The sequence below is a fragment of the Pseudomonas sp. Leaf58 genome (assembly GCF_003627215.1).
GTDB lineage: Bacteria > Pseudomonadota > Gammaproteobacteria > Pseudomonadales > Pseudomonadaceae > Aquipseudomonas.
The window spans coordinates 465,266-487,146 of the sequence record NZ_CP032678.1; the positions used below are offsets into that span (position 1 = coordinate 465,266).

Below are 21,881 nucleotides of genomic sequence, written 5' to 3' on the forward strand. Positions count from 1 at the left end.
ATGGTCTTGGGTAGCTGAGATGATAAGCCGTCAATAGAAATTGGATGCACCGCTATGCGCACCTGGCTGACCATTTTTTTGATGGCATGGTCGTTGTTGTCTCACGCCTCGATTCTCAATACCCTGCGCACTCAGCAAGCCCTGCTGGGGGATGCTGGCAGTGAGCGCCTACTGCCGGCAGAGCAGGCCTTTACAGCAGGCTCTGCACGGGTGGAGCGTGGCAAGGCGTTCTTTGATCTGCAGGTAGCGCCTGGGTATTACGCGTATCGGGAGAAATTTTACGTCAGGGATGCAGCTGGCAGGCAACTGGGCGAGTTGATTATCCCCCAAGGGCAGGTCAAATCTGATCTGGAGTTTGGGGATGTCCAAGTACTTGAGGGCCATGTGACCCTCACGCTTGCACCAGCTCCCACCGGTCAGGTCACCCTTGGTTTTCAGGGATGTGCTGCGCGGGGGGTGTGCTATCCAGCCATGACCAAGGTCTATGAACTTGGGGGCGTGTCTGAGGGTAAAACGAATGGTGACGCAGGCCATTCGCTCTGGTGGTTTTTCCTGGCGGGTTTGGGGCTGGCGTTTACGCCTTGCGTCCTCCCCACGCTACCGCTGTTGCTGCGCGTGGTGGCTGGCAATACGCAGAGCAAAGCGCGCAATGGTGCCTTGGCGGCGATTTTCGTCCTGGCGTCGGCGGTAGGCTATGCGCTGCTGGGCATTCTGGTTTCACTGCTGGGGGGTGGATCACGACTGCAGGCCCACCTGCAGAACCCTGTCGTGATCGTGCTCGCCACCGGGATCTTTCTGCTCCTGGCGTTCACACTGCTTGAAGTGCGTGGCTTCAGTCTGCGGCTACCCACGATTCCGGTTGTACAGAGGCTCTACCTACGCATGAGCGGAGGCTCTGTTGCCGGCGCAGCGGGCTTGGGACTGGTTTCGACATTCGTGCTCTCACCGTGTGTCTCGGCGCCGTTGGCAGGCATCCTCCTGTACCTTGCGCAGGGCGGGAATGCTCTTCAGGGCGCCGTCGAGCTCTTCGCTCTGGGTGTTGGCATGGGCATCCCCATGATGATCATCGCCCTGGGTGGCCAAGCCTTTATTCCGCAAGCGGGTGCTTGGCTGATGCGGGTCAAGGAAGTCTATGCCGTGCTGATGCTGCTGACCGCCGCTGCCATTTTCTCCCGGATCCTGAGCCCCCAGGCTATCCTGGCGTTGGTCGGGGTGGTGACGGCGGGTCTTGGCGGATGGCTGTACAGCCTCGCAGGGCGCTCCTTCGGCATCCTCAAGGCCCTGGCTGCGATCCTGATGAGCTTTGCGCTGGCAAGCTTCATCGGCGCCTGGCAAGGGCATGAGGATCCAGTCCGACCTTGGGTGGCCCTAGCAGTGCACCCGTACACTGAAGTCAACACCCTGGCCGCGCTGCAAGCCGTGCTGGACAACAGCAAGCAGGCTAAGCGCCCGGTGATGATCTATGTCTCGGCCAAGTGGTGCCTGAATTGCAAGGTCGTGGAAGCAAGGCTCACAGCTTCGGACATGCAAGGCACCCTCAAGGGGGCAGACTGGGTGAAGCTCGACATCACCGAATCAAGCACAGAAATACAAGGCTGGCTGGCCGATCGAAATCTTTTTGGCCCTCCTGCACTGATTTTCGTGAGCGCGGCAGGCGAGGAACAGGCAAACAGGCAGCTGGTCGGTGAGATCGAACCAGCACAGGTCAAAAAGGCCTTGGAAGGCCTTTGATTACAAACCCAGGTCGTCTTCAAGGACAGTGGTGATGGCGGCCTCGTGTTGCACGTCCTGCAGATAGCGAGCATCGTGAGTCAGGCCGTAGTAGAGGATTTTGACACGGTCATGGGTGTCCATGGCCGCTTGCTGCGCATCATCGCTCATGGCAAACAGCAGCGTCTTTTTGAGGCAAGGGCGGAAGTCGCTATCGATTGACCCCAAGTGATTCTGGCTGGTGAATGACAAGCTGTCTGCCAATTTCTTCGCGCCCCTGAAGGGGTCTTTTTGCACGGCATCAAAGGCTTCGCCAATATTATGAAAATGCAGGGATTGGAGGGCAATCATCGAGAGTTCGCCATCGCTCATCTTCAGTGCCTTGAGTAGCTGTATTAGTCTGGCGCTGAGCGCCTGACCATGCTTGAAGGTGCCGTGATCGTCGTTGCGCCTGTGCTCCAATTCATTTACCAGGTGGCCGAGGAGGTCTTGCTGCAGGCAGTGAGTACGGTAGCCTTGATTGCCCAGTAGCGCCGCGATATTTTCCACCATCAGGTCTTCAGCGATGATGTGGTCATTGAAAATGCGCGTTAGTATGTACTCCAGACGATCGGAGCATTCTCCGGAATGCACTCTGGTATCACCCAGCACGTGTGCTCGCAGCGCCAGCAGCGGCGCAATAGGCGCGGTTTTGAGCATAGAGGTCAGGTGCGGATGGATTAAGCCGAAATCCGGGTGGGTACGCAGTTCTTCATAGGCGGCTATGGACTGCTCTTCATTGAGTTTGCCACGGCACACGCCTTGCCAAATGGCATTGGCCAACCCCTCATGATGGATCGAGAACAGGCCTTCATAGGTCGCAATATTCACGAATTTCGAATTGTGCATGGGGAATGGTACATCCTCCTGATCCTTGATCCTGACCACGTGAGTAAGATACCCAAGATTGCTGATGGAGGAGCGCAGGGTGCCGACCCGACTGCGGCTCAGTGAGCCAAGGTCGAGTTTTTCCAGCAGCGCATAGAAACCCTCGGACTCATGGGTCAACGCAAAAGAGAACAGTGTGTTCGACCACTGGGTGTTAGCTTCGTCTAACAATATCCGCTCTAATCCCAATGAGTCGGCCAGATTTAATAGGACTGCCTGGCAACGCTCGGACATCGCCGCAATCGCTGTGCGCATGCTGTCGATTTCAGGCGACTCGATTTGATGCATGCGATCGGTAAGGCTTTCGCATTCATCATACAGACCCATCGCAATAGCAATGTCATCAGGTTGGCTGGGCATCTTCGCTCTCCATTTCCTCCATGTTAGCGGTGCAGCACCCAGGCAGCCAAGCCTGCAATGAAGAAACCCGGCTGTTGCCGGGCTCTAGGATTCAGTTCAGCAGCCGCTTTATCGGTGTGCTGGTGCCGCTGGATTTAGCGACCAAGACCTCCAGGGTGAGGTAGGTCTTGTGCCCCGGCTTGCACGTGCAGACGACGTTGCTCAGCGCACGCTCCAGCAGGCGACGCGTTTTTCGGAACTGCAGGTCTTCGTAGTACGCTTCTCTCAGGGCCATCAACACTTCCGGATCAATCTGCTCGTAGATCAAGTCGTCCATCTGATAGCTGCCTATCAGGCTTTTCCAAATGCTCTGATGTACCGCGTCAATCTGAGCCTCTTCCCGAGGAGGATAGACATAGATAACCTGAAGTCGGGTCAGCAGGGCGTACGGAATCTGGCGGGGCTGGTTGCAGGTGAAGATCCAGTTGACGTTCGACACATCGTGCGGCTCGTTGTTGTAGGCGTCGACAAAGTTTTTGGCCTCCACTGGCTCTAGTAGGCGCATGAGCGATACCTGGGGTGAGATGCCATTGCCATACACTTTCGGCGGTACGCGATCGAGCTCGTCAAAGACAATCAGTGGGTTGGTTTGCCGGGTTTTAAGCATCGCGTTGGCGACATCCCCTGGATGCGCAGTTCGCCAGCCCTGGGTCAGGCCCACCAGCTGTGAGCCGCAGGTGTATTGACTGGCGTGAAAAATATTCCGACCCATGTCAATAATCGCGCAGAGGTCACTGAGGAACTTGGACTTCCCGATCCCAGGTGGCCCGGCGACCAGCAATGGGGGGATGCGGAAAGCGGACGACTGCATCAAGGATGCTTTGGCATACGGCAGGATATGGTCGATGACCGGCGCAAAATGCGGGTGTCTCAGCGCTAGGGCTTGAAGCTTCTCCAAGCCGTCTAGACTCACGGACTTTCCACACAGTGTTAGTTTCTCTCGTTCAAAACAACCGTCACCGAGCACATCTTCCCAGAAGTACTCTTCAGCCTCAGTCAACTTTACCCTCTCGTAGGGATCGGGTGGAATTGAAAGACTGGCTGGAGCCACCCCTGTTTTCGCCAGGCTAAGGGCGCTCTCCAGTCCTTCATTCATGTCCAACTGGGCAATCAGCTCTGCTTTAGGGATAACATTGAGTTCGATGGCAGTGATTGAAGCCATCATCTTTTCAATCAATGGATATCTGGCAATGAAGATGTAGAACAATGCTGCCAACACCTCCAGGCATTCTTCGCTGAGGTCAAAACTGTTCGACAACAGGCTTACCCCAAGAAGCTTCTTCACCTCTTGATTCAGCATCAGCTCTGGCAGGACATTCGTTGCGAAAATGGTCTGCAACACATCAATATGTGACTTCAATGCCGAGAATTGCGGGATGCTGTGGAGTTCAGGGTATTTGTCTACCAGCGCCTTGAGGCTTTCCCAAATACGCTCCAGTCTAAGCTGGCCAATGAAATTCAGATTGGCATCGATGGTCGTCTTAAAGCGTTCAGAGTGGTCGTCAGAAATGCGCGCATAATGCGAATGCACCAAGGATCTGACCACGGGATTGACTCTGCCAATGCTTTTGGCCGGATCAAATGCTCCGGGGAAAGTGCCATATGGCAAATGCAGCGATTGCTCTTCCTGGCGCAGGCCTGACATTGAGCAAGGCTTGTGTGATTCAGGATCTCCTTCGTCAGCTTCAGCATCAGCGGCGCCTTTTCCAGCTTTGCCAGCGTGAATCCGACCCACTCATCCTTGGCGGTTTTTGCGCTCACTGGCCAAAGGGGCAGGAGCAAGAAGGGGAGCTCGGAGGCGGTACCTGGGTAGGTTTGAGTGTGGCCGTTGATGGTAATCTTATAGTTGGCTGACGGGTCAATTCCATCAGATGTCAGCAGTTTCTGTAGCTCAGCAATGGAGTCAATGCAAACCTCGGGGGCCATGGTAAAGGTCTGCGCTTGCCGATCAGGCTGGCATTGCGGGCGAGCTTGAGCCTGCACGCCCTCCGCTGACGATGACGGATTGGCTTTTTCGCTGCTCTCAATAGGATCGGACATCGGAATTCTCCAAAAAGATTCCGAAATCCTATCAGAAGCGATACTCGTGTCAATTTACTGGTAAGTCGTTATTGAGTGCTAGGCGCCTTGGACGACCCGATCAACAAGAAAAAGGTGGTTTTCACGGGGGTGATAGAGGCGCCTTGCACGTTGACCAGTCGAAGGGTCGCACTGGACTTGCCTTGTGAACGGGTAATGGACACGTCCCTCAACGCGTTGGAGCTGAGCAGGCTGAACCCGGCACCGGCTTTTTTGTTCGCAAAATCGGCTGGCAAGGTTTCATTGCTGGAGAAATGTCCCCAGAAGAACAGGAGAAGCACAAGGGTAAACAGTCCGGTGGCCACATAGGTGTACCAGGTGAGTGCCCAGCGAAGGAGGGTGGCAAGGAAGCCCAGCATCAGAACAGGCTCCCTTGGAGGGCTGCCTCAGCCTCAAGCCGGGCTTGAGCCGCTACGAAATCCATGTTGTGATGATCTGCCGCAGGGTTGAACTGCAACCTGACCTTTTCGAAATAGGCCAGGATCCATTCGGAATCCTTCGCCTGGGTGATTACCATTTTCCCGCCGTAGGATTTGGCATAGTAGTGCAACAGCGGCAGGGTGCTGTTGGCCAGGGCTTCCTTGATCTCGGGGTACGTGTCGAGTTTGGCCTGGTTGCCCAGGTTGATCATGCGCTGGAACTCTTCTTTGGGCAGTGTCTTGACCACTGGAAGGGAGCGCCCGTATCGCTTGGCTTCAAAGCCACTGAGCATGCGCAACCTGTCATCACGCCGACTGATCCAGTACCACAGCCCCTCGCCTGAGCAGAAGTCACCGAACACCGGGTGGTAGATCGGCAGTTCAGGAAAGTGCGATAGGTTTCGACCAACCGGGGTTTTACCGCCGCTGTAGATGTTGATGTGGGTGATGCCATCCTGGGTTGGATCTGCTTCAGGCTTCATGGGCGGCTCCTATTCATTGTCAATGTCAATATATCACTAATGGGAACCACGACGGAATATCGCTTTACCTGTGTATTGACAACAATGATTTTCGAAGGCAATATTGGCCTTGTCTGCGCCAGAGGGGCGCGGTAACCGAGCCTAAGGCTTTATACCGAGATTCCTGCACAGGAAACGACATGAGCACACCGAATATTCATTCGTTTGTGGAAGATATCAAAAGCGCTGGCATCAGCATCGACAACGAGCAGCAGTTCATCAAGATGATGTCCAATGCTAACGATCAAGGCCTGATGCTGAGCCGAGTGCTGCGCGACCGTCGCAACGACATCGACTTTCGCAGAACGCGCCATTTTTCAGATGAGGGCCTGGCCCAGGCTTTCAAGAACCAGGGTTTTGACGGCTTTGCCTGGAAAGAATTTGTGGATCACATGAAGTCGGAGTGACCTGTTTGGGCGGGCTGGACAAGGGTTGTCGAGCCGTGCCTTCGAACCCACGTCTTCGACCTACGCCGCGATCAAGCTGTTCTCCACACTGACCAAGCCTGGCTAACGCCGGGCATTGTCATTTATCTTGCACGATAACCCGCATGTGCGCACTTTGGTCGTTGACATGGATGGGGCACAGGCTTAACCTGAAATGTTGAATAATAAAAAAGGTGAACAATGCTCATCAATCGCGATTTCCAGGATTACTACGATTCGGCCATTGGTTACGGCGTGGACAAGAAAGTCGTCTATGACCGCCAATCGGTAGAATACCGCCCCAGCCTCAAGAACAACCCCAGCATCATCGACGCCGTCAGTAATACGGTGCGCCAGCTCGAAGACCAATGTACGCGCTTCGCCACCAACCCCTATGGGGTGTTCTACATCGGCTTTTGCGGCAAGATTTACACCGGGCTCTATGCCCGCGTTGATCCTAAGACCGGGGTGCCTCCCCAAACCTTCAGCTACAAAGAGGCGCATACATTGGCGAAGGCATTCTACTGGGGTGAGAAGGATTTCCTGCCGGGCGAGTTTGACCTGCCGCGCAAGCACGCCTGGCAGCGCAGCCGGGCGGCTGGTGGGCAGAGCCTGCGTGACTGGTATGAGCTGAACGCTCATCTCCTGGTGCATGAGGCGCTGGACGTGTTCATCGACCACAAGGTCGTCAGTTTCGTTTATCTAGAAGGTCTGTTGGTTGCCAACCCGTGCCTGAAGGATTACAACTTCCAGCGCATGATCGGCGGTGTGCAGGCCTTCCAGGACATCTCCATGTTCATCTCCGGAGTGCTGGGGAGCGCCGAGCGCGACCTGGTGGTGACCGAAGACAAATACATCATCATGTCCAAAGGCTTTGATGAACACAGCTTTCGCAAGGCACCGACGAAGCGGGGCAAGCCGGCGAGCTGATTTTGCCTGGCGGCTTTGCAGTGTGTGCAAGGCGTTTTCACCACCGGGGCGCCACCATCCATGATAGACCCAGCGTTGGAAGCAGGGCACCCCGGCTTCACACCAGCGAACATGGCGGGATCTTGTCCGCAGGAGACTACAGCTGGTTCAGGCGCCCCTAAGTAGCCCTACGCCCGCGAGACCGCAGCCAAAACGCTGCCGCCACTGTCCGGGCATGTCGCAAACGCCAGCAGCAGTCAGTCGGCCTCCAGGTCAAGGGTGTATTGATCTGGCGCCGGGTAGGCGCGTCGACCGGGATGGAGGATCTCAGGGGCAAGGCTCAGCTCCGGCTGTACGGCGACATGATCAACGGCATCATAAGTGTCCACATCCTTGAGGGGGTCGAACGCCTCCGCCGCCACAGCGTGCTCGACAGCCGGGGGCGTGGCCATCGCCTCAGTGGCTGGAAGCTCCATCGGCTGGTTGACACCTTTGGTAATGCTCATCAGGTGGGTGATGTAGATTGCACCGAAGAGCGGCGCTTGCGTGTCTGCCTCGACCAGCACGGGCTGCTCGACGCCACCCACGGTCTCACGGCGATCGACAACGAAGCGCTTTTTCATGGCGTCGATTTCGGCGCCAACGGGCAGTGCGTAAAACTGAGCATGGGACAGAGGCATTTCAAAATCCATCACGTTGCCGAAAATTGTGAGGGCCATCATAGCGAGCATGACCCCCGTCATCAAGCGATCGCGCAATTTACGACTAAATCATGCGCTCCTTGAGCGCCAGCAGAGCTGCGATCTGCTTGCCACGACGATCGATGTGCTTCCACTTCATCTTGAATGACGTGGAGTCGATGCCGCCAAACATGGAGGCGTTGGCATGTATCTCACACAGCCCGGTCAGCAGCAGGGTGGCGGCTTCGGGGCGGGCGGCAAATTGCTCCAGTCCTTCGGCCTTGAGCAAGTGGATGTCCATGTCCATCTCGATCAAGCGCGCTTCTGCTTCGGCGCCGCCAGCGGCCCGCCAGGCTTGCGCAGACACCTTGGCATGGTCTGGAAAATGCACTTTACCCTCCTGATCGACCTCGCGGCACAGCGGCTTCCCACAATCGTGGAACACCTGGTAGTTCTCAATGGTCGTGGCGGGCAACAAGCTGGCCCACAACGCTGGCGCGGTGGCCCATGCCGGCAGCTTCCACTCATACCTCAGGGGCGCGCCCTCGGTGACGTGTCCTTTCAGATCGAGGTAGAAATCCCGAACCATTTCCCCGTGCTGCAGGATGGACATCCCCTGGGTCTGTTCACAGTCTTGCATGGCCTTGAGCAGCTGTTCTCTGTCGAGATGCGGTCTAATCCGTGCGCAAGGGTCATCGCTCGGCTTCGGCGATCAGGCTCGGCTGCTCCAGCTCATCCCAGGTTGCCTTGTGGGAATAACACTGTCCGTCCTCGCTGCGCCAGGTCAGCAACAGGCCATCCCGTTGCGCCGTGAGTGTGGAGGGCTCCTGTGGCTGCCCCTGGGCATCGACAGGCGCTTTGCCCAAGCCACAGGCTAGCTTGAATGCAGCGGCGCTGTAGTCGGCCTCCAGACGATCCAGGGCGCGGTAATGATCCCTCGTGTTCGCCATGAACTGGTCATCCGCCGCTTTATGCAGTTGATGACGCTGGCTTTGCTGGTTTTCGATCTCGGTGTGTGCGGCGTTAACGATGTCGTGCAGGCGCATGTGAAGTGCTCCAGTTTGATCAAGAAATGAGGCCCGGATTGGGCCTCGGTTTGGGCGAGTGGGCTTCAGGCGGCGAGGGCGGCCTTGAGCAAGGCCAGCAACTCGTGCTGGTCGGCGTCCTTGCCAATGTATCGTGCCCATCGGTACGGCACCGAGTCGGCATCTTTGCCCTTGGCAATGTGCTGGGCCAGCGCATCATGCAGGGCTACCAGCGCCTCCCTGGCATTCGGAGCACCCTCTGCCGCCAGGTGGCTGGTTTTTCTCCAATCGGCACCTCGGGCGACTGCGTAGAGCACGTAGTCGGCGAAGAAAATTTTCCGGGCGCGGTACCCGTACTCATTGCGCGGCGGGCGCATGTTCTCGGGGTTGGTGATCAGTGCCTTGATGTGGGCAATCAGGGCTTTGCGAGTGGTGGTGAATTCTACGTATGCGTTCATGGTATTACTCCAGATATGGTTTTTGGTTTTTTGGTATCAAAGGCATTGGAATTTTTTGACGATATGGCGCGCCTCGGCTTTCGTGCAGGGGCCAATCCCCAAAGCCGTGATGATGGGCGTACCGTCAAAGTGAGGCGGTAAAATGTGGGTTTTATCGACCACCAGGGCGCAGGGAAGTCCGGCTTCCAGGGCTTTGCCCCAAGCAACAATCAGCTCGCGGTGGTTTTTGGCTTTTAGTGCGACTTTCGAGCCACCTTTGCCAAGATCGCGATATTGCGCTGCGAGTTCAGGGTGGGTTTCCTTGGCGGCGCAATAGCTGTCGACGTAGGCATGACCGGCTTGAGGGCACGTCTTGCCGACTGGCATTTCAAGGGAAGTCGGAACAATCGCATAGATATACAGGTGATCCTCGGCATTGCCGATGGGATGATTGCCTGCAAGCAGCTCTGCAAGAGCTTTTGGGTCGATTGTGTTAAAATCGATCGATGCGACTAAATCAGAAAGGCTCTGATTTTCGACCGAAGGGGATTCGATCGTTTGAAGCGGGTCGGAGTGCGGTCTAATCCGTGCGCAAGAGTCAGTGACCCATGATATTACCCTCTATTGATTTGGCTTCACTTGGATCGAGAGGAAGCGAATCTCGTGGAATATGCATCTTGAAGCGAATTTGGTAAGACATGCCGGAATCGAACCGACGACCTTCCAGGTTGACGACCTGGGTGCTCTACCTAGCTGAGCTAATGTCCTGCTGTGATTTCCATACTACCAGCACAATTATGGGTGTCAATATCCGCGTTAAACATTTTCCAAAAATAATTGTTTTCGCCATTTCCGGAGTAATTCGCAAGGGGACTCAGGGGGCCTCGGTGACGGTCTTTGACTTTCGTCTGGCTGAAGCGCGAGGCTTTGGAGGACGGCAAGCAGCTGATTGACGGGGTTTGGCTTGGCGGATGAAAGACGCAGCAGTTAAGATTGAAAAAAGGAGATTTCAATGCCGCGCTTCGACCTGTTCAGCCTTTCACCCAACCCCACACCCGAGCAGCTGCTGTCCACGGGTAAAGAATTCGTAGACTTTCTGATCGGCGACAGGGGCAAAAAGCCTGCCGTGTATGAGCTTTTGCAGGCCGCTGAAGACCTGGCTGAGCAGATTCTCGGGCATTACCACAGCTTGCAGAACGTGGCCGATGTGTTGGCCTACCGCTGCACACCGCCGCAGAAATTGCCCTACCAGGTGTTGTACGTCTTCCTCTACGCTTGCGTTCGAGAACACCCGAGCCTCGGCGTCATGCTCGATGAGGTGGATGCCCTGTACGGAGACGGCTTAGATCACAAGGCTTATGCTACTGTGCGCAGCCTGCTTCGGGAGGTCATGCTGATGATGGTGCCACGCCCCAAGCTGTGGGGGGAGAACGGCGAGCTAAAATACCAACCGAAAGCCTTCTCACATATGCATGGTGCTTCCTTCACCCGTCAGGTGTCCGATTTCTTCTTCGATCAGGCGAACGGCGTGCAAAAGATCCTCGATGATTACCCGCGCATGAACGAGGCCAGTCGCGCCTTGATGGATGAGGAGCTGTCCAAGCGTGTGTATCGATCAATGATGTCGGCTGACGATCCTGTGCGTGTGCTGCTGCGCGACAAGCTGGATGACGTTAAAGATGGCCGCGCCCGTTTCGCCACGCTGTTTTCAGAACTCGACAATCTGGATGACCAGATGGGTATCGAGATGAGGTTGGAGCATGCGTTTGCGCTGGTGGCCGAGTTGCCCACAACGCAGGCAAGCCAAGTCCTGGATGAAATCAACGTCTGCATCCGCGACTGGATGACCGACCATGGAGAGGGGATCATGCGGTTCAATCACCCTACTGTGGTTGTACCACGGCTTGTGGCTGTACTCGAACGCGCCCAGTCGTATGGCTTCAACGCCTTGGAAGAGGTGGCCCGGAACGTTGGCTACATGTCGCTGCAGACGCTCAACAAGGCCATGGTTGAGTGCCTGCTTGACGAAGGCTTCTGCACCAACCCCTGGGAGCTCGACGCTGCAGACGCCTGGAAAGAAGCCGCGCTGAGAGTCACCGATGAGGCATATTACCTCTCGCTGGGCCTGCGCCCGAAGCACCTGACCCAGTTGCTGAAGATCAAGGATACGCCAGGTATTCGACAGGCCTTGCTTACAAGTGACGTGGGGCGAGAACACATCCTTTGTCAAGACCTGGGTTTGTGACATCTCCCCCGGCGCCTGGCTTGATCTGGGGCCAGGCGAAATGCAGGCGAGCTGCCGGCGAAGCTCAGGTTAGCGAATTTCGTAATCCAGCGCCGAGCCATCCACCATCAGATCCTTGTTCACAATGGACTCGGAAATCCTGACCAGCTCGGGCGTCTTGTCTTCACCCGTGCCTTTCCAGCGAATGCCGAACGTGCCCCGCCTAAAATGCGGTTTTCTGCGGCCTTGGCCATATTCCGCCCCCTGAAAACGCTCGGCAATTGGAATGTAGGATTTTGGGCCGATGATGATACGGTCGTAGACTTTGGCCGCCTGGCGTTCCAGCTTGGCGCGTTTCTTTGGATTGGCATCCTTCAATTTGAGGTCAAGGGCTTCTGCGCGTTTTTCCACCAACTGATCGCGTAGGTTCAGGTTGAGGTAGAGCAGCAGTTTGGAGAGGTCGACCATCATTTTTTTGATGTGCTCGGCGTTTTCTTCCACACGCTGTGGGCTAACCCCTCGTTTCAGTTGTTCCTGAGCAATGACATCGAGCTGGTGCGACACCAGCTGGGTCAGTGAAGCCTCCTCATCCTGAATGGAGATGCGCACGGCGGCATACCGGCTTTGGACATGGTAGTCATTGTTGCCACTGCCATCCTTGCAAGGGGCGTAGCTGAACATGATGTCCAGGATGCGGGTTTTCGCCGAAAAATCCAGGCTCATCGCTTTGCAGACATCCAGGTCGGCATCCATGTGCCCCAGGTCTTCACAGATGGTTTCCTGGATGTAGCAGCCTTCAGGGTAATGATCAGCTACGTCGCCAGCATTGAGCTTGGCCAAGCGGGTCTCGTAAGGTTCGAATTCCAGGTAGCAGGTCTTGAATGGCGGACACAGGAATTTGGCTGGGATGTCACTTTTGACCCCTGTGTCCTCCAGCATTTTGCTGAGTCCTTCAGACACGGTGAAAAGTGGGGCTTTGGCCAGCTGGTGGCGGCGGGTCATGTACAGAAAGTGCAGCTGACCCAGCTCGGCATTCCGATCCATCAACTGGTGGATGATGGATTGATTGGCATTCATTTGATCGATGAACTCAAAGAGCGGGCGCTGGGCCTTGGCCAGTGGGTCGATCAACTTGTAGGCGGGAGCATAATCATACAGGGCGCATTCGTAGATGGACGGAATTGCCCAGCGTCGTGGCAGGGGCATTGCCTGGAAATCCGAATGAACTGAGTTGAGAAACTCTTCCCTTTGCTTGTGGTGTGCGGTGACGTACATGGCCTGGTCTCAATTTATGCTTTACTCAATGTACCACTGGAGTCAAGGGGTTTTGTACCAGGACTCCACCCTGAGTAGCCGTCAACACGCAATGATGGCCGGGGCCTGTAGCAGTAACAGCTCGTAGCCACCAACAGTCTTGTGCAGTGCCGCCCACAGTTGGCTATCCACGGTTCTGAACACCGCCAGAGGCGACGCTTGGTCAAACCCATCACCGAGTTCAGGTTGGCCTAAATCCGCTTGCAGCGGGCCGAGCAACCTCAAATAGACGGGGTCTTTAGCACTGACAAATTGTGGAGCCTGATGAGCTTCCTGGCTGTAGGTCGACAAGGGCTGCAGGAAGGCTGCCACTGGATCGCCTTGCAGGAGCTGCTGTCCAGAAAGGTAGATCCTGAGGCGCAGGTCAGTCTTGCACATCTGGCAGACCGCTAGTTGCGGATTGAAAACGCCGTTGCGAACCTACGCCTGATCAACTTCATGAAGCTTTGCCTGCAACCCTGACATAAAGGGCAGGCCAGCCAGTTCTGTTTCTGGTGTGCGTACCTGCCGAACAGCCTCCAGCAGGCACAGCGAGGGCCGTTTGCTGCAGTCTGGTGCAAAGGCAAGATCATCTGAAGGCAAGGGGTTTACCTCGAACAATTCGCGGGCATTTGGGTGGGTGATCGGATTGATTGCATCGCGATCGGAGCGCTGATTCACTGCGTCCATAACCGCCGTGGAACTGCTCGTAACGCCCTGCGACTTCAACATGATCATTCGAGTCCCAGCGATCATCATTACCAGGCCCAGGACGATCATCAGCATGATGACGGAAGGCCTGATGTTGGTTCTCCTGGCCATCGGACTATTTCTCCCAGCCAAGATAGTATTGATGGCGTTTTACGCAGCGTGAGTACTTGGGGTTGCTGAGCATGACAAGCTCATAACCGTGCTCAGCCTTCGACAGCGCAACCCATACCTGCGAGTCAGGGTAATCAAAAAAGGCCAGTGGCGGTTTGGTATCAAATCCATTGCCAAGCTCTGGCTGACGCAGGCCGTGGCCAAGTTTGCCTTCAAATGAGACGACCAGGGGGTCTTTGGCACCCAGGAATTGTGGCGCTTGCTGGGTCAGCTGACTGATGGTGGACAACCTCGATAGAAACGCCTGAGCGGGATCGCCGAGCACGGTGGCATGAGAAAACGCGTATGCGGCGTCTTCCAGGCCGCCCTTGGTCTTGCATACGCCGATATAGCCCTGGTCGACCGCCTGCCTGAAAGCGCTTGCGTCAAGTGATCTAAAGAACCCCGATTGGTGCGGAGTCGCTTTCGATTGAATGACTGCCATCAAAAGACAGCCACCGGGACTGGTTTTGCAGGCTTTCCAGAAGGGTTGTTCTGATCGCGACCATCGTGAGTTTAGAAACGCGAAATCATCTTCATGGGCATCGAATAACTCGTGCACACCCGCATAGGTCATGGGGTTCTGAATCACCCCGGCTGCAATTTTTGGCGTACTGGTGTTTTTTTCTGCCTGATCATCGTGAAAGGTAAGCCATAGGAGCACCGCCGAAATTGCAATGGACAGCAGGCTCATGGCGAGGTCACGTCTGTTGCGTTTGTAATTGTTGCTCATGCTATAACCCCAAGTCAGCGGCAAGGATGGTCTCGTGTAAGTGCTGGGCAAGCGCTCGATCTGCCCTGGCGTTAACCGAGTGAGGGTCGCTAGCCGTGCTGCCATAGAGCGCTTGGTTACTAACGCCAGCACGCTTTCGATCACAGCCGGGAACGTTTCCAGCGAGGATTTGGCCCGCTGCAGGTTGGCGTTTCCACCTGATTCGAGATAATCGGTCACCGCGCTTTTGGCTGCAGCTTCATCAAATAACGCAGAAACCCGCGTGCCCTCCAGAGCCTGGTGCCAGATGCCTGCCTCCATCATCTGGTTGATTTCGTGCGTAGCGGGGGTGAAGTCCTTTACGCCGTTCACCCAGGCAATGTTACATGTTCCCCACCGTCTGACGATGTACCGGGGGTCAAACAAGCCGTACCTGTTTCCGAGTGCTTTCAGGGCGCATTTCCCAAAGGTGCCATCGCTGCCATCCCGAGGTATGAAGGCCATGTCTGCCAGGAACCCCCCTGCTGTTAGCCGTCGCTCCCCTGAATTTTGCAGCATGTGTTTGTAGTCAAAGCCCAGCAAATCTGCCGCTACCAGTGAAAAATCAGCCCAATGCTCAGGGTGGTTCCACAGTAGGGACATGAGGGTGCTTTTCATGCCGGCATCATAGGCTTCTGGCGCCCCGATATTGAAACTTCCAGGCTCATCGGCAATCTGCCGGAAAACGAAATCCAGTGTCTCCCTGACCGTCTCGGTGACACTGACAATGTCCTGACCAAACAGGACGGCCATCGGCGCAATCACCCGCACCAAGGCGTAAAGGTAGGGGCTGACGACCAAATTCTTCGGCATCAGCTTGCCTAGGTGCCAGGGAATGTCCTGCTGACAGAACGCAACCAGGCCTGCCTGGCGCTGCTCAAACGGCAAGGACAGGTCAACCAGAGCCTGGATGACACCGACAGGCAGGTTATGAGCGCTGCTGTGAGGCATTTCAAGTCCGCAGACATGGGCGATTGCACTGTAAACGATCAGCGCGGATGAAGAGGGTCGATCGCTGCTGTAGAACGATCGCCCTGCCTGATCTTTCATGCCGTCAATCATTTGCTTGCGGTACTGACCGTGGTTAAGCCAGTCTTCGACCAGACTCTTTTGTCCTGGAGACTTACCCAGAATCAGCGGTGCAACTTGCTCGATCAGCCCCTTGAGATCGACGTCTGGAAACTGCAGCTGGTTGCGCTGAAGGTTCAGCGATCCACACAGGTCGCCAAGACTGGTGGCTGTTCGTCCGTTGAACAAATGCCCTTCCAGATGGGTGCCGGTGCTGGCGAGGACAAGGCCGAGCAGCCCTTCGGCGCTGTGCTTGTAAGCGGCATTCAGCAGCCTGCCGGATTGGTTGTACACCAGGACGTCGTCAAATTCTTCACGTTCACCGGGGTAGTGGTTCTGCTCGTAGAACGCCCTGAGCTCTCGCCCAAGAGGGCCCTTGAGGGCCTTCTCGGGGACAGAAAAAGGCCACGGCGCGACCTTTGTCTTTGTTGTCATGCCTCGCACTCCAGGATGACGTTGCGCGCCTCCTCACCGAGCTCAGCATGGCCCAGCAACGTCTCGCGCATGCCATCGTCAAGCTCACGCCCTTCCATGAGGATCAGCGGGAACTGGTTGAGCGCCGCCAGGAAGAGTTTGGCGTCTTCCATGTCCTCGTCAAACGGCAGGGCTGGATCGACCTTGCACAGCAATTCCAGGATTTCCGGAGCCTCCTCGTACGTGAGGTCATGGTGCGCCAGGGCATCTTCAATCAAGCTCAACTCGCCCGTACAGTCGTACACCATGCCGCGCTCATTGCTGGCGTGTGGGCGAACCAGCACCTGGATGCCGAAATCGCTGAGCAGCAGGAAGATTTTTCCGAGGCTTTTCAATTTACCGTAAAAGCCCTTTCCACGGCTGTCGAGCCACTGCGGATTGCCGAGCAGTGCGGCAGTCTCCTCGATCGCCTGCGGGTCGCAGACACTCAACCCGTCGTGTTCAAGGATGAGCGTGCGCTCGAAGACTTCCTCGGCGTCCAGGCTGGCCAGGAGCACATTGGAGATCGTATTGAACGACTCAGCGTGCTCGGCCAGCACCAGGTTCACCTCGCGCAGCGACTGGTACGCGAGAATATCGCGTTGCTCAAGCGGCAGGTACTGGCTTTTGACACTGAACGCCAGCAGGGTCTTCCTGGCAGCCAGCCCCTGACGGTCGAAGTCCAGGTCGAAGACACGTTCCGGGGTCTGGCGGTTCATCCGGTTGAGGATCCAGCGCAGGTATTTGCCTTCGCGGGTGGGATCACAGCTGCACAGAAACACCTTGAACGCTTCCAGATCACCCTGGAACAGGTTCAGGCCCTGGCAGGTAGCATGGGCGCGCTCGACATCGGCGTGCATGTGCGACAGCCGACGCATGGGTTTCGAGTGGGGGTCGCCCACGGCAGGCAGAACGCTGGCTTTCACGGTTTGTTCTTGTGTATTGCGGGTAGCCATGATGCTCTCCTGTTATTGGTAGGGGAGAGCTTATCCTGGCATAACAATATACGCAATAATCGAGATGCTACAAACCGAGATCCTGGCTCAGCGAAGCTTCCAGCATTTGCTCCTGGGTAAGGGCATGGGTATAGGCCCTCAAATGCCCGCCCGCCGCTACCAGTTTGCGTCCGAGTCCGAGGTGGGCTTCGCTGGTTGTCATTTGTGCCAACGCCTCAGGGGTCGCGCAGTGGGCGGCATACCACCGCTGAGCTTTGTCTAATGACAACACCGCCAGCCCACTCAGATCGAATTCGTAGCTTTTCGAGACATGATGGTAGAAGCTGTAGGCGTGAAACTTTTCCTCCTGGGTGAGGATGCGCGGCCCCTTCACCGTTTCCCAGGCCGCCAGAGTGTCGCGCTCATTGCCCTTAGGGGGGAAGTGCTGGAGGAGTACATCCATCAGCAGTGCGTGTAAACGAACCGTTGCGCAGTCCGAATCCTGGAGCAAATCCAGCGCGAAATAGGCCGCGCCGAGCGCTTCGAGACGATCGCTAGCTATTTGGCCACGAACATGCCTTCCAAACACCACGGCTTCGAGTTTTTCTGGAGAAACGGTGTGCGTGCTGAGCAACCCGGAAAGCCTGAACGCGGTTTTTTTCGCACTCTCGAAGCTGAGCAAACGGTCGAACAGTGCGTCGTTGTAGTCAAGGCCTTGAAATGCGCTCAACGCCCTGGTGAACTCACGGGTTGACTTGGTGACGATGGGAACCGGATCGATCAGGGCGTGATCGATGAGCTTCAGCCGCAATGGCTCGTCGGCCATGATGCGCGCCAGCACATAATTTTCCCCTGTGGTGTGAAAGCTCAAGGCCCCGAAACTCATCACCAGCGATGCATCCGAAAAGGGCGTGGTGGACTCACCCAGGTGTTCCAATATTCGATCGGTGAGCTCCGGGTAACCATCACGATCAGAGGCGCTACGCAGCTCCTTTCTGACCTGCTTGATCCAGTCTTTCATCGTCACAACCCCAGATCCGCTTCAAGCTGGTAGGTTCTGATAGCCTCCGGCGCCACATTCAGCAGTTCCTGCAGGTCGAATTTCCCCGAGTCCCGCGCATACTGGAAGTCTTTGACGGTTCTGACCAAGGAGCCGATGTCTGTGGTTGAGAGCAGCGTATTGTCGGTCAGGTTCCGGAACAGGATGTTGGCAACCATGGGCGATTCAATATGATCCAGCAGCCTGCCCATGAGTTCGACAGTGGTGGCCGTTTTCATTTGCTCTGGCTTCAAGGCCTTTGGCAGCAGGGCGCACACGCTTCGGGCCAACAGCCTGGGCTCATCTGGACTGCACGTGCGCGCCAGGTGCAAAGCCCATTCGCGACGATCACCGTCCTTCAGCGAGATGATGCCCTTGCCGACAAATTTCCGAGCTTCGAACTCGACAATCCTGGCGAGGTATTCGTGATCATAGTCGGCAGTCCCCTGGCAGAGGGACAGAATCGCCTTGTCAGGCTTGCCCTGGGAAAACTGGGCATCGATGACTTCTCGATTGCGCAGGCGCATGACGTCACTGGAAACGCCCAGGGACTGCAGCAGCTTGTAATTGAATTCGAAGCACCCTGGGTACCTGGCGCCTGGCACGGCGTGCTCGCCAGGGTTGTAGGTCATGAAGCTTTCCAGCAGCAGCGTCCGTGCGTCTGGCACCAGCTTCAGAATCATCTCATAGCAAGCCCCCAGAAATTTTTCCGTTTGGTTGTGCCTGACCTGTTTCGCCCTATCGTCCTGCGCGCTGGCATCATCCACCTGTATCAGGAGTTGCTTCACCCGCATGCCGTAGAAATGCTCGATGCCCTCCGGGCGGGTTGCGGCCTCGGCGAGCAATAGGTGGCAGGCCGCGTTGATCGAGTCGGCTAGGAAACACCCGTCCGGCTTGTAGTGAGCAACCAGGATTGCCTGTGCAATGATGGGAGACTCGGTTTCGATCATCGCTGCCACCAGGTAGTGGTCAATGTTCTTGTCCCGAAGCTCGGCTGGATCGCGGCCAATGGGCGTGCGCAGCAAGTTCTCAGCGGCGGCATAGTCACATGTGACAAGGGTGGTGCGCAGATCGGAATTCACAGACCAAGCTCCTGCTCATCACGCTTGAGATGGCTTCGATCAGGCGCCAGGCTTCTCAGCACAGCCCCGGCACTCAAGCCCACCGATATTTCTTCAAGCTCCTGGTAGGTCAGGTCTTTGCAGTCGCGCTCCACAATACCTGCGATTTCATCGCGACTGCCGTAGTAGATGAAGGTGTGGTCGACAATCTTCGCGCTGCAGCCCTTGGTGACCGGGGCTTTCTGGTAGATGCCGGTGGCCATCGCCTCGTAGACGGTGTGCTCAGACTCCAGTTCCTCGCCTTTCTGGCGATAGGCGTACTCATGTGTGGTTAGTTTCACGGACTCACCACGCTCAAAAGCCCTATCGATGGCTTTGCACAGTCGAGCGATGGCGGCGGATCTGGTGGTTTGTAACGGCTGCATGGTTATCTCCGGTCGGATTAGAGTTCGTGTTAAAGCCCTATATCGCGTTCCAGTCGTCCGGCTTGCACGGTTTCAGGGGCGTGTGGCAAAAGGTCGAGCAGCTTGAAGTTGCTGTGACGCACGGCAAAATCAAGCTCCTTGTTGGTGTTCAAGCGTGGGCCAATCTGTTCGGCGGTTAGTATGTTGCGCTGATACAAGGCAGCATGGCGCTTCGAGTTGTTGGTCGAGGTATGCTGGATGAAGTCCAGCAACAGGTCGCCTCCAGATCTGCCCGGCAGCAAGGACGGATCCATGCCGGCGATGGCCTTGATGCATAGGCCAATGTCCTCCACCTGGTCAACCTGCGCATTGGCGATCAAAGCATCACCCAAGACGCGCAGGTGGTTGTTGTTGCTCTGCTGCATCATTACTCTGGGTTCATTGGGCTTGTAATAGTGCTCGGCCACCTTGGCCAGGTAGGTCATGTCGAATTCAGGTTGTCCTGAGAGCAGCAAGACCAATTGCGCATCCGCAGCGCCTTGAGCAAGCTGCACGTCCAAGACCTCCCGCGCCCGATCGCGTATGAGCTGATTATCAAGCCCAATGTAATTCATGATGATCAGCATTCTGCCATCGATCCGCCCAAGGCTTTGGGACATGGATGTCAGATCCATCGGGTCATAGGACAGGAAGTTGTCGCGGATCCACTGTCTGGACTCGGGTGCTTTCTGGAACATCGTGCGATACAGCAGCCGGGTCAGGTACTCTCGCACTGATGCCCCTGGGTTGGTGCTGGTGAAATGATTGAGCTCGTCATACAGGGTGCGCCCGCATTCCACGGGGAAATGTTCAGCAGCATCTGAGCTGTTGTACAGGGTCGTGGTGATATCCACGGTCTGGTTCAACAAGCGAAGCGAGAGGGTGTCGGGCGCCAGTTGTAGTAGCCTCAGCACGGCCCTGGCGAGAATCGGGGTTTTGCGCTCCAGGAGTACATTGGTGATGTATTCCGGCTTCTCGGTATCATGGATGTGCGCAATGGCGCCTTCGAAATCCTGCTCAAAAACCCATTCAATGTCGGGGTAGAAAAGCTTTTCCAGCGCGGCGTCCAGGCGGGTTGCAAATTGAAAGGGGGATTGGGTCATGACTGCCTCACTATTTGATTCAGTATTCCCTTTGCATCACATCAGGGTCAAGCGCGAAGGATTGGATGAGTGGCGATCGACAAAAGGGTGTAGCAAGGTCATGTGCCTAGCAATTTCGTAGCAGCCTTGTTCTTGCTTCTCAGCAACTCGCTTTACGTGTATATAGTGTTGCGCGATGGAGATCATGCCCAAAAACAACGGATCGCCCAAAGGGCTACCATCATGCGCTTGTCTTTTCTCGCTTCCAGTGTGGCGCTGCTCAACTCATCTGTCGCCCACGCCGCCCCGATCATCAGTGGCAATCATCATGTTTCAAACGAGGCCATCAATCAGTCCCTTGGCCAGGGCAAGCCTGCCAATATCAACCAGGCAGCACGCATCATACTCGACCTGTACCACTAGCACGGCTGTGCTCTTGACCCCGGACTGAACTTCGGGGCTTCTCACACGCCTGGTGAAGTGCGGCTCTCGGCTGAAAACACCGTGCTTGCCAATTTTGGGTTCAAACCCTACTTCTCGCTGAACGGCGCAGAAACGACCAGTACGCTGGGCGATGACGTTGTCATTCATTCCGGGGAAGTGGGCGTGAATGTACAGTGGAAAGGTCTTGGCGCGAAGCTGAACTACGCCAAGTCCCTGAAGGTGGAAAACGCTGCCGATGACTCCCGGATCAACCTGAGCCTGAACTACATCTTCTGACCACGTTTTAGTTCGAAACGACCACTGAGAGTGCCGGTCGACCCTTGCGGGCAAGGTGCGCAGGGTCAATCGGCGCTTGGTTCGACACCTCGAATTCGAGCCCCTCCTTGGTTTCCCCGGAAAAACACGATTCCACAGCCTCCGCTGGAAAGCTCACTGACGTGTGCACGCTACTGAACGAGGCATAGAACGAAATTACCCCTGTCTCAACATTGATCGACAGTCCTTGCACGCATTTGGGGGAAATATTGAAGCGCATGCGATCTGCCTGGCTGGCGAACTGGGTTGGAGCACGAACACCTGGGTAATCAGTGCGCACAACCAGGTTGGGGCTTTGGTTCAGTGAGACAATCCATTCGTAGAGCGCCCTGATCGAGAATACCTTGAAACTGGGCGAAGGTGTGTTCATGTCGAAGCGCC

26 protein-coding genes and 1 tRNA gene are annotated in these 21,881 nt (G+C 56.1%); 6 read left to right on the forward strand and 21 right to left on the reverse strand.

Features of this window, described 5'->3' with window-relative positions:
* Positions 1-54 precede the first annotated feature (54 nt).
* Positions 55-1,731 (forward strand): protein-disulfide reductase DsbD, encoded by a 1,677-nt coding sequence (gene dsbD, locus DV532_RS27715; protein ID WP_056798792.1) that lies wholly within the window; start codon positions 55-57, stop codon positions 1,729-1,731.
* Here dsbD and DV532_RS27720 read toward each other — a convergent pair whose 3' ends face one another.
* The 5 genes from DV532_RS27720 to DV532_RS27735 all read right to left on the reverse strand — a co-directional run bounded on the left by DV532_RS27720 (position 1,732) and on the right by DV532_RS27735 (position 6,016).
* The gene (locus tag DV532_RS27720; protein ID WP_056798788.1) at positions 1,732-2,997 is read right to left on the reverse strand and encodes a hypothetical protein; all 1,266 of its coding nucleotides are present in this window, start codon (positions 2,995-2,997) and stop codon (positions 1,732-1,734) included.
* A gap of 91 nt (positions 2,998-3,088) precedes the next feature.
* A complete protein-coding gene (locus DV532_RS27725; RefSeq protein ID WP_218571361.1) occupies positions 3,089-4,582 on the reverse strand; it encodes an AAA family ATPase in 1,494 nt (497 codons plus the stop codon).
* Complete coding sequence (locus DV532_RS30550; protein ID WP_162949010.1) at positions 4,495-5,076, reverse strand: hypothetical protein; 582 nt, start codon at positions 5,074-5,076, stop codon at positions 4,495-4,497. Before DV532_RS30550 ends, DV532_RS27725 begins: the two co-directional genes overlap by 88 nt.
* Positions 5,077-5,144: 68 nt before the next feature.
* On the reverse strand, positions 5,145-5,474 hold the full coding sequence (locus DV532_RS27730) for a hypothetical protein (protein ID WP_056798781.1): 330 nt from the start codon (positions 5,472-5,474) through the stop codon (positions 5,145-5,147).
* Positions 5,474-6,016, reverse strand: a complete 543-nt coding sequence (locus DV532_RS27735) for a hypothetical protein (RefSeq protein ID WP_056798778.1) — start codon at positions 6,014-6,016, stop codon at positions 5,474-5,476. Before DV532_RS27735 ends, DV532_RS27730 begins: the two co-directional genes overlap by 1 nt.
* A 179-nt stretch (positions 6,017-6,195) precedes the next feature.
* Here DV532_RS27735 and DV532_RS27740 point away from each other — a divergent pair, with 179 nt between their 5' ends.
* Complete coding sequence (locus tag DV532_RS27740) at positions 6,196-6,462, forward strand: hypothetical protein (protein WP_056798775.1); 267 nt, start codon at positions 6,196-6,198, stop codon at positions 6,460-6,462.
* Between the two features lie 219 nt (positions 6,463-6,681).
* Positions 6,682-7,410, forward strand: a complete 729-nt coding sequence (locus DV532_RS27745) for a hypothetical protein (protein ID WP_056798772.1) — start codon at positions 6,682-6,684, stop codon at positions 7,408-7,410.
* A gap of 236 nt (positions 7,411-7,646) precedes the next feature.
* On the opposite strand, the gene DV532_RS27750 is transcribed toward DV532_RS27745, so the two are convergent.
* The 6 genes from DV532_RS27750 to DV532_RS27775 form a co-directional block, all read right to left on the reverse strand.
* On the reverse strand, positions 7,647-8,069 hold the full coding sequence (locus tag DV532_RS27750) for a hypothetical protein (RefSeq protein ID WP_156675926.1): 423 nt from the start codon (positions 8,067-8,069) through the stop codon (positions 7,647-7,649).
* Positions 8,070-8,154: 85 nt separating this feature from the next.
* The gene (locus tag DV532_RS27755; protein WP_056798765.1) at positions 8,155-8,709 is read right to left on the reverse strand and encodes a hypothetical protein; all 555 of its coding nucleotides are present in this window, start codon (positions 8,707-8,709) and stop codon (positions 8,155-8,157) included.
* Between the two features lie 52 nt (positions 8,710-8,761).
* On the reverse strand, positions 8,762-9,115 hold the full coding sequence (locus DV532_RS27760) for a hypothetical protein (protein ID WP_056798762.1): 354 nt from the start codon (positions 9,113-9,115) through the stop codon (positions 8,762-8,764).
* Between the two features lie 65 nt (positions 9,116-9,180).
* Positions 9,181-9,552, reverse strand: coding sequence for a hypothetical protein (locus DV532_RS27765; RefSeq protein WP_056798760.1), 372 nt, complete (start codon positions 9,550-9,552; stop codon positions 9,181-9,183).
* 36 nt (positions 9,553-9,588) lie between these two features.
* Positions 9,589-10,035, reverse strand: coding sequence for an aminoacyl-tRNA hydrolase (locus tag DV532_RS27770; protein WP_306109961.1), 447 nt, complete (start codon positions 10,033-10,035; stop codon positions 9,589-9,591).
* A 185-nt stretch (positions 10,036-10,220) separates the two neighbouring features.
* A tRNA-Asp gene (locus tag DV532_RS27775) sits at positions 10,221-10,299 on the reverse strand.
* A 244-nt stretch (positions 10,300-10,543) separates the two neighbouring features.
* Between DV532_RS27775 and DV532_RS27780 the strand changes: the two genes are divergently transcribed.
* Entirely contained in the window at positions 10,544-11,776 is a 1,233-nt protein-coding gene (locus DV532_RS27780) for a hypothetical protein (RefSeq protein ID WP_056798754.1), read from the forward strand.
* 69 nt (positions 11,777-11,845) lie between these two features.
* Here DV532_RS27780 and DV532_RS27785 read toward each other — a convergent pair whose 3' ends face one another.
* From DV532_RS27785 to DV532_RS27825, 9 genes are all read right to left on the reverse strand, one after another.
* Positions 11,846-12,961, reverse strand: coding sequence for a hypothetical protein (locus tag DV532_RS27785; protein ID WP_156675925.1), 1,116 nt, complete (start codon positions 12,959-12,961; stop codon positions 11,846-11,848).
* 150 nt (positions 12,962-13,111) lie between these two features.
* A complete protein-coding gene (locus tag DV532_RS27790; protein WP_156675924.1) occupies positions 13,112-13,381 on the reverse strand; it encodes a hypothetical protein in 270 nt (89 codons plus the stop codon).
* Positions 13,382-13,489: 108 nt separating this feature from the next.
* Positions 13,490-13,834: a hypothetical protein gene (locus tag DV532_RS27795; protein WP_056798745.1), complete on the reverse strand. Its 345-nt coding sequence runs from the start codon at positions 13,832-13,834 to the stop codon at positions 13,490-13,492.
* 40 nt (positions 13,835-13,874) lie between these two features.
* Positions 13,875-16,163 (reverse strand): hypothetical protein, encoded by a 2,289-nt coding sequence (locus tag DV532_RS27800; RefSeq protein WP_120715473.1) that lies wholly within the window; start codon positions 16,161-16,163, stop codon positions 13,875-13,877.
* Positions 16,160-17,137: a hypothetical protein gene (locus DV532_RS27805; protein ID WP_056798735.1), complete on the reverse strand. Its 978-nt coding sequence runs from the start codon at positions 17,135-17,137 to the stop codon at positions 16,160-16,162. Before DV532_RS27805 ends, DV532_RS27800 begins: the two co-directional genes overlap by 4 nt.
* 67 nt (positions 17,138-17,204) lie before the next feature.
* Positions 17,205-18,137, reverse strand: a complete 933-nt coding sequence (locus DV532_RS27810; protein ID WP_056798732.1) for a hypothetical protein — start codon at positions 18,135-18,137, stop codon at positions 17,205-17,207.
* 2 nt (positions 18,138-18,139) lie between these two features.
* The gene (locus tag DV532_RS27815; RefSeq protein WP_056798729.1) at positions 18,140-19,237 is read right to left on the reverse strand and encodes a hypothetical protein; all 1,098 of its coding nucleotides are present in this window, start codon (positions 19,235-19,237) and stop codon (positions 18,140-18,142) included.
* On the reverse strand, positions 19,234-19,557 hold the full coding sequence (locus DV532_RS27820; protein WP_156675922.1) for a hypothetical protein: 324 nt from the start codon (positions 19,555-19,557) through the stop codon (positions 19,234-19,236). The genes DV532_RS27815 and DV532_RS27820 overlap by 4 nt, the downstream gene beginning before the upstream one ends.
* Before the next feature lie 113 nt (positions 19,558-19,670).
* Positions 19,671-20,762, reverse strand: coding sequence for a hypothetical protein (locus DV532_RS27825; protein ID WP_056798722.1), 1,092 nt, complete (start codon positions 20,760-20,762; stop codon positions 19,671-19,673).
* 132 nt (positions 20,763-20,894) lie between these two features.
* Here DV532_RS27825 and DV532_RS27830 point away from each other — a divergent pair, with 132 nt between their 5' ends.
* Positions 20,895-21,164 (forward strand): hypothetical protein, encoded by a 270-nt coding sequence (locus DV532_RS27830; RefSeq protein WP_162241127.1) that lies wholly within the window; start codon positions 20,895-20,897, stop codon positions 21,162-21,164.
* A gap of 81 nt (positions 21,165-21,245) precedes the next feature.
* Entirely contained in the window at positions 21,246-21,461 is a 216-nt protein-coding gene (locus DV532_RS27835) for a hypothetical protein (protein WP_156675921.1), read from the forward strand.
* Between the two features lie 7 nt (positions 21,462-21,468).
* Here the strand turns inward: DV532_RS27835 and DV532_RS27840 are convergent, their stop codons facing one another.
* On the reverse strand, positions 21,469-21,870 hold the full coding sequence (locus DV532_RS27840) for a ClpXP protease specificity-enhancing factor SspB (RefSeq protein WP_056798716.1): 402 nt from the start codon (positions 21,868-21,870) through the stop codon (positions 21,469-21,471).
* Between the last annotated feature and the right edge of the window lie 11 nt (positions 21,871-21,881).

Coding starts and splice junctions, on each gene's coding strand:
- dsbD (WP_056798792.1), top strand. CDS start 55: ATGCGCACCTGGCTGACCATTTTTTTGATGGCATGGTCGTTGTTGTCT.
- DV532_RS27720 (WP_056798788.1), bottom strand. CDS start 2,997: ATGCCCAGCCAACCTGATGACATTGCTATTGCGATGGGTCTGTATGAT.
- DV532_RS30550 (WP_162949010.1), bottom strand. CDS start 5,076: ATGTCCGATCCTATTGAGAGCAGCGAAAAAGCCAATCCGTCATCGTCA.
- DV532_RS27730 (WP_056798781.1), bottom strand. CDS start 5,474: ATGCTGGGCTTCCTTGCCACCCTCCTTCGCTGGGCACTCACCTGGTAC.
- DV532_RS27735 (WP_056798778.1), bottom strand. CDS start 6,016: ATGAAGCCTGAAGCAGATCCAACCCAGGATGGCATCACCCACATCAAC.
- DV532_RS27740 (WP_056798775.1), top strand. CDS start 6,196: ATGAGCACACCGAATATTCATTCGTTTGTGGAAGATATCAAAAGCGCT.
- DV532_RS27745 (WP_056798772.1), top strand. CDS start 6,682: ATGCTCATCAATCGCGATTTCCAGGATTACTACGATTCGGCCATTGGT.
- DV532_RS27750 (WP_156675926.1), bottom strand. CDS start 8,069: ATGCCTCTGTCCCATGCTCAGTTTTACGCACTGCCCGTTGGCGCCGAA.
- DV532_RS27755 (WP_056798765.1), bottom strand. CDS start 8,709: ATGCAAGACTGTGAACAGACCCAGGGGATGTCCATCCTGCAGCACGGG.
- DV532_RS27760 (WP_056798762.1), bottom strand. CDS start 9,115: ATGCGCCTGCACGACATCGTTAACGCCGCACACACCGAGATCGAAAAC.
- DV532_RS27765 (WP_056798760.1), bottom strand. CDS start 9,552: ATGAACGCATACGTAGAATTCACCACCACTCGCAAAGCCCTGATTGCC.
- DV532_RS27780 (WP_056798754.1), top strand. CDS start 10,544: ATGCCGCGCTTCGACCTGTTCAGCCTTTCACCCAACCCCACACCCGAG.
- DV532_RS27785 (WP_156675925.1), bottom strand. CDS start 12,961: ATGCCCCTGCCACGACGCTGGGCAATTCCGTCCATCTACGAATGCGCC.
- DV532_RS27795 (WP_056798745.1), bottom strand. CDS start 13,834: ATGCTGATGATCGTCCTGGGCCTGGTAATGATGATCGCTGGGACTCGA.
- DV532_RS27800 (WP_120715473.1), bottom strand. CDS start 16,163: ATGACAACAAAGACAAAGGTCGCGCCGTGGCCTTTTTCTGTCCCCGAG.
- DV532_RS27805 (WP_056798735.1), bottom strand. CDS start 17,137: ATGGCTACCCGCAATACACAAGAACAAACCGTGAAAGCCAGCGTTCTG.
- DV532_RS27810 (WP_056798732.1), bottom strand. CDS start 18,137: ATGAAAGACTGGATCAAGCAGGTCAGAAAGGAGCTGCGTAGCGCCTCT.
- DV532_RS27825 (WP_056798722.1), bottom strand. CDS start 20,762: ATGACCCAATCCCCCTTTCAATTTGCAACCCGCCTGGACGCCGCGCTG.
- DV532_RS27840 (WP_056798716.1), bottom strand. CDS start 21,870: ATGAACACACCTTCGCCCAGTTTCAAGGTATTCTCGATCAGGGCGCTC.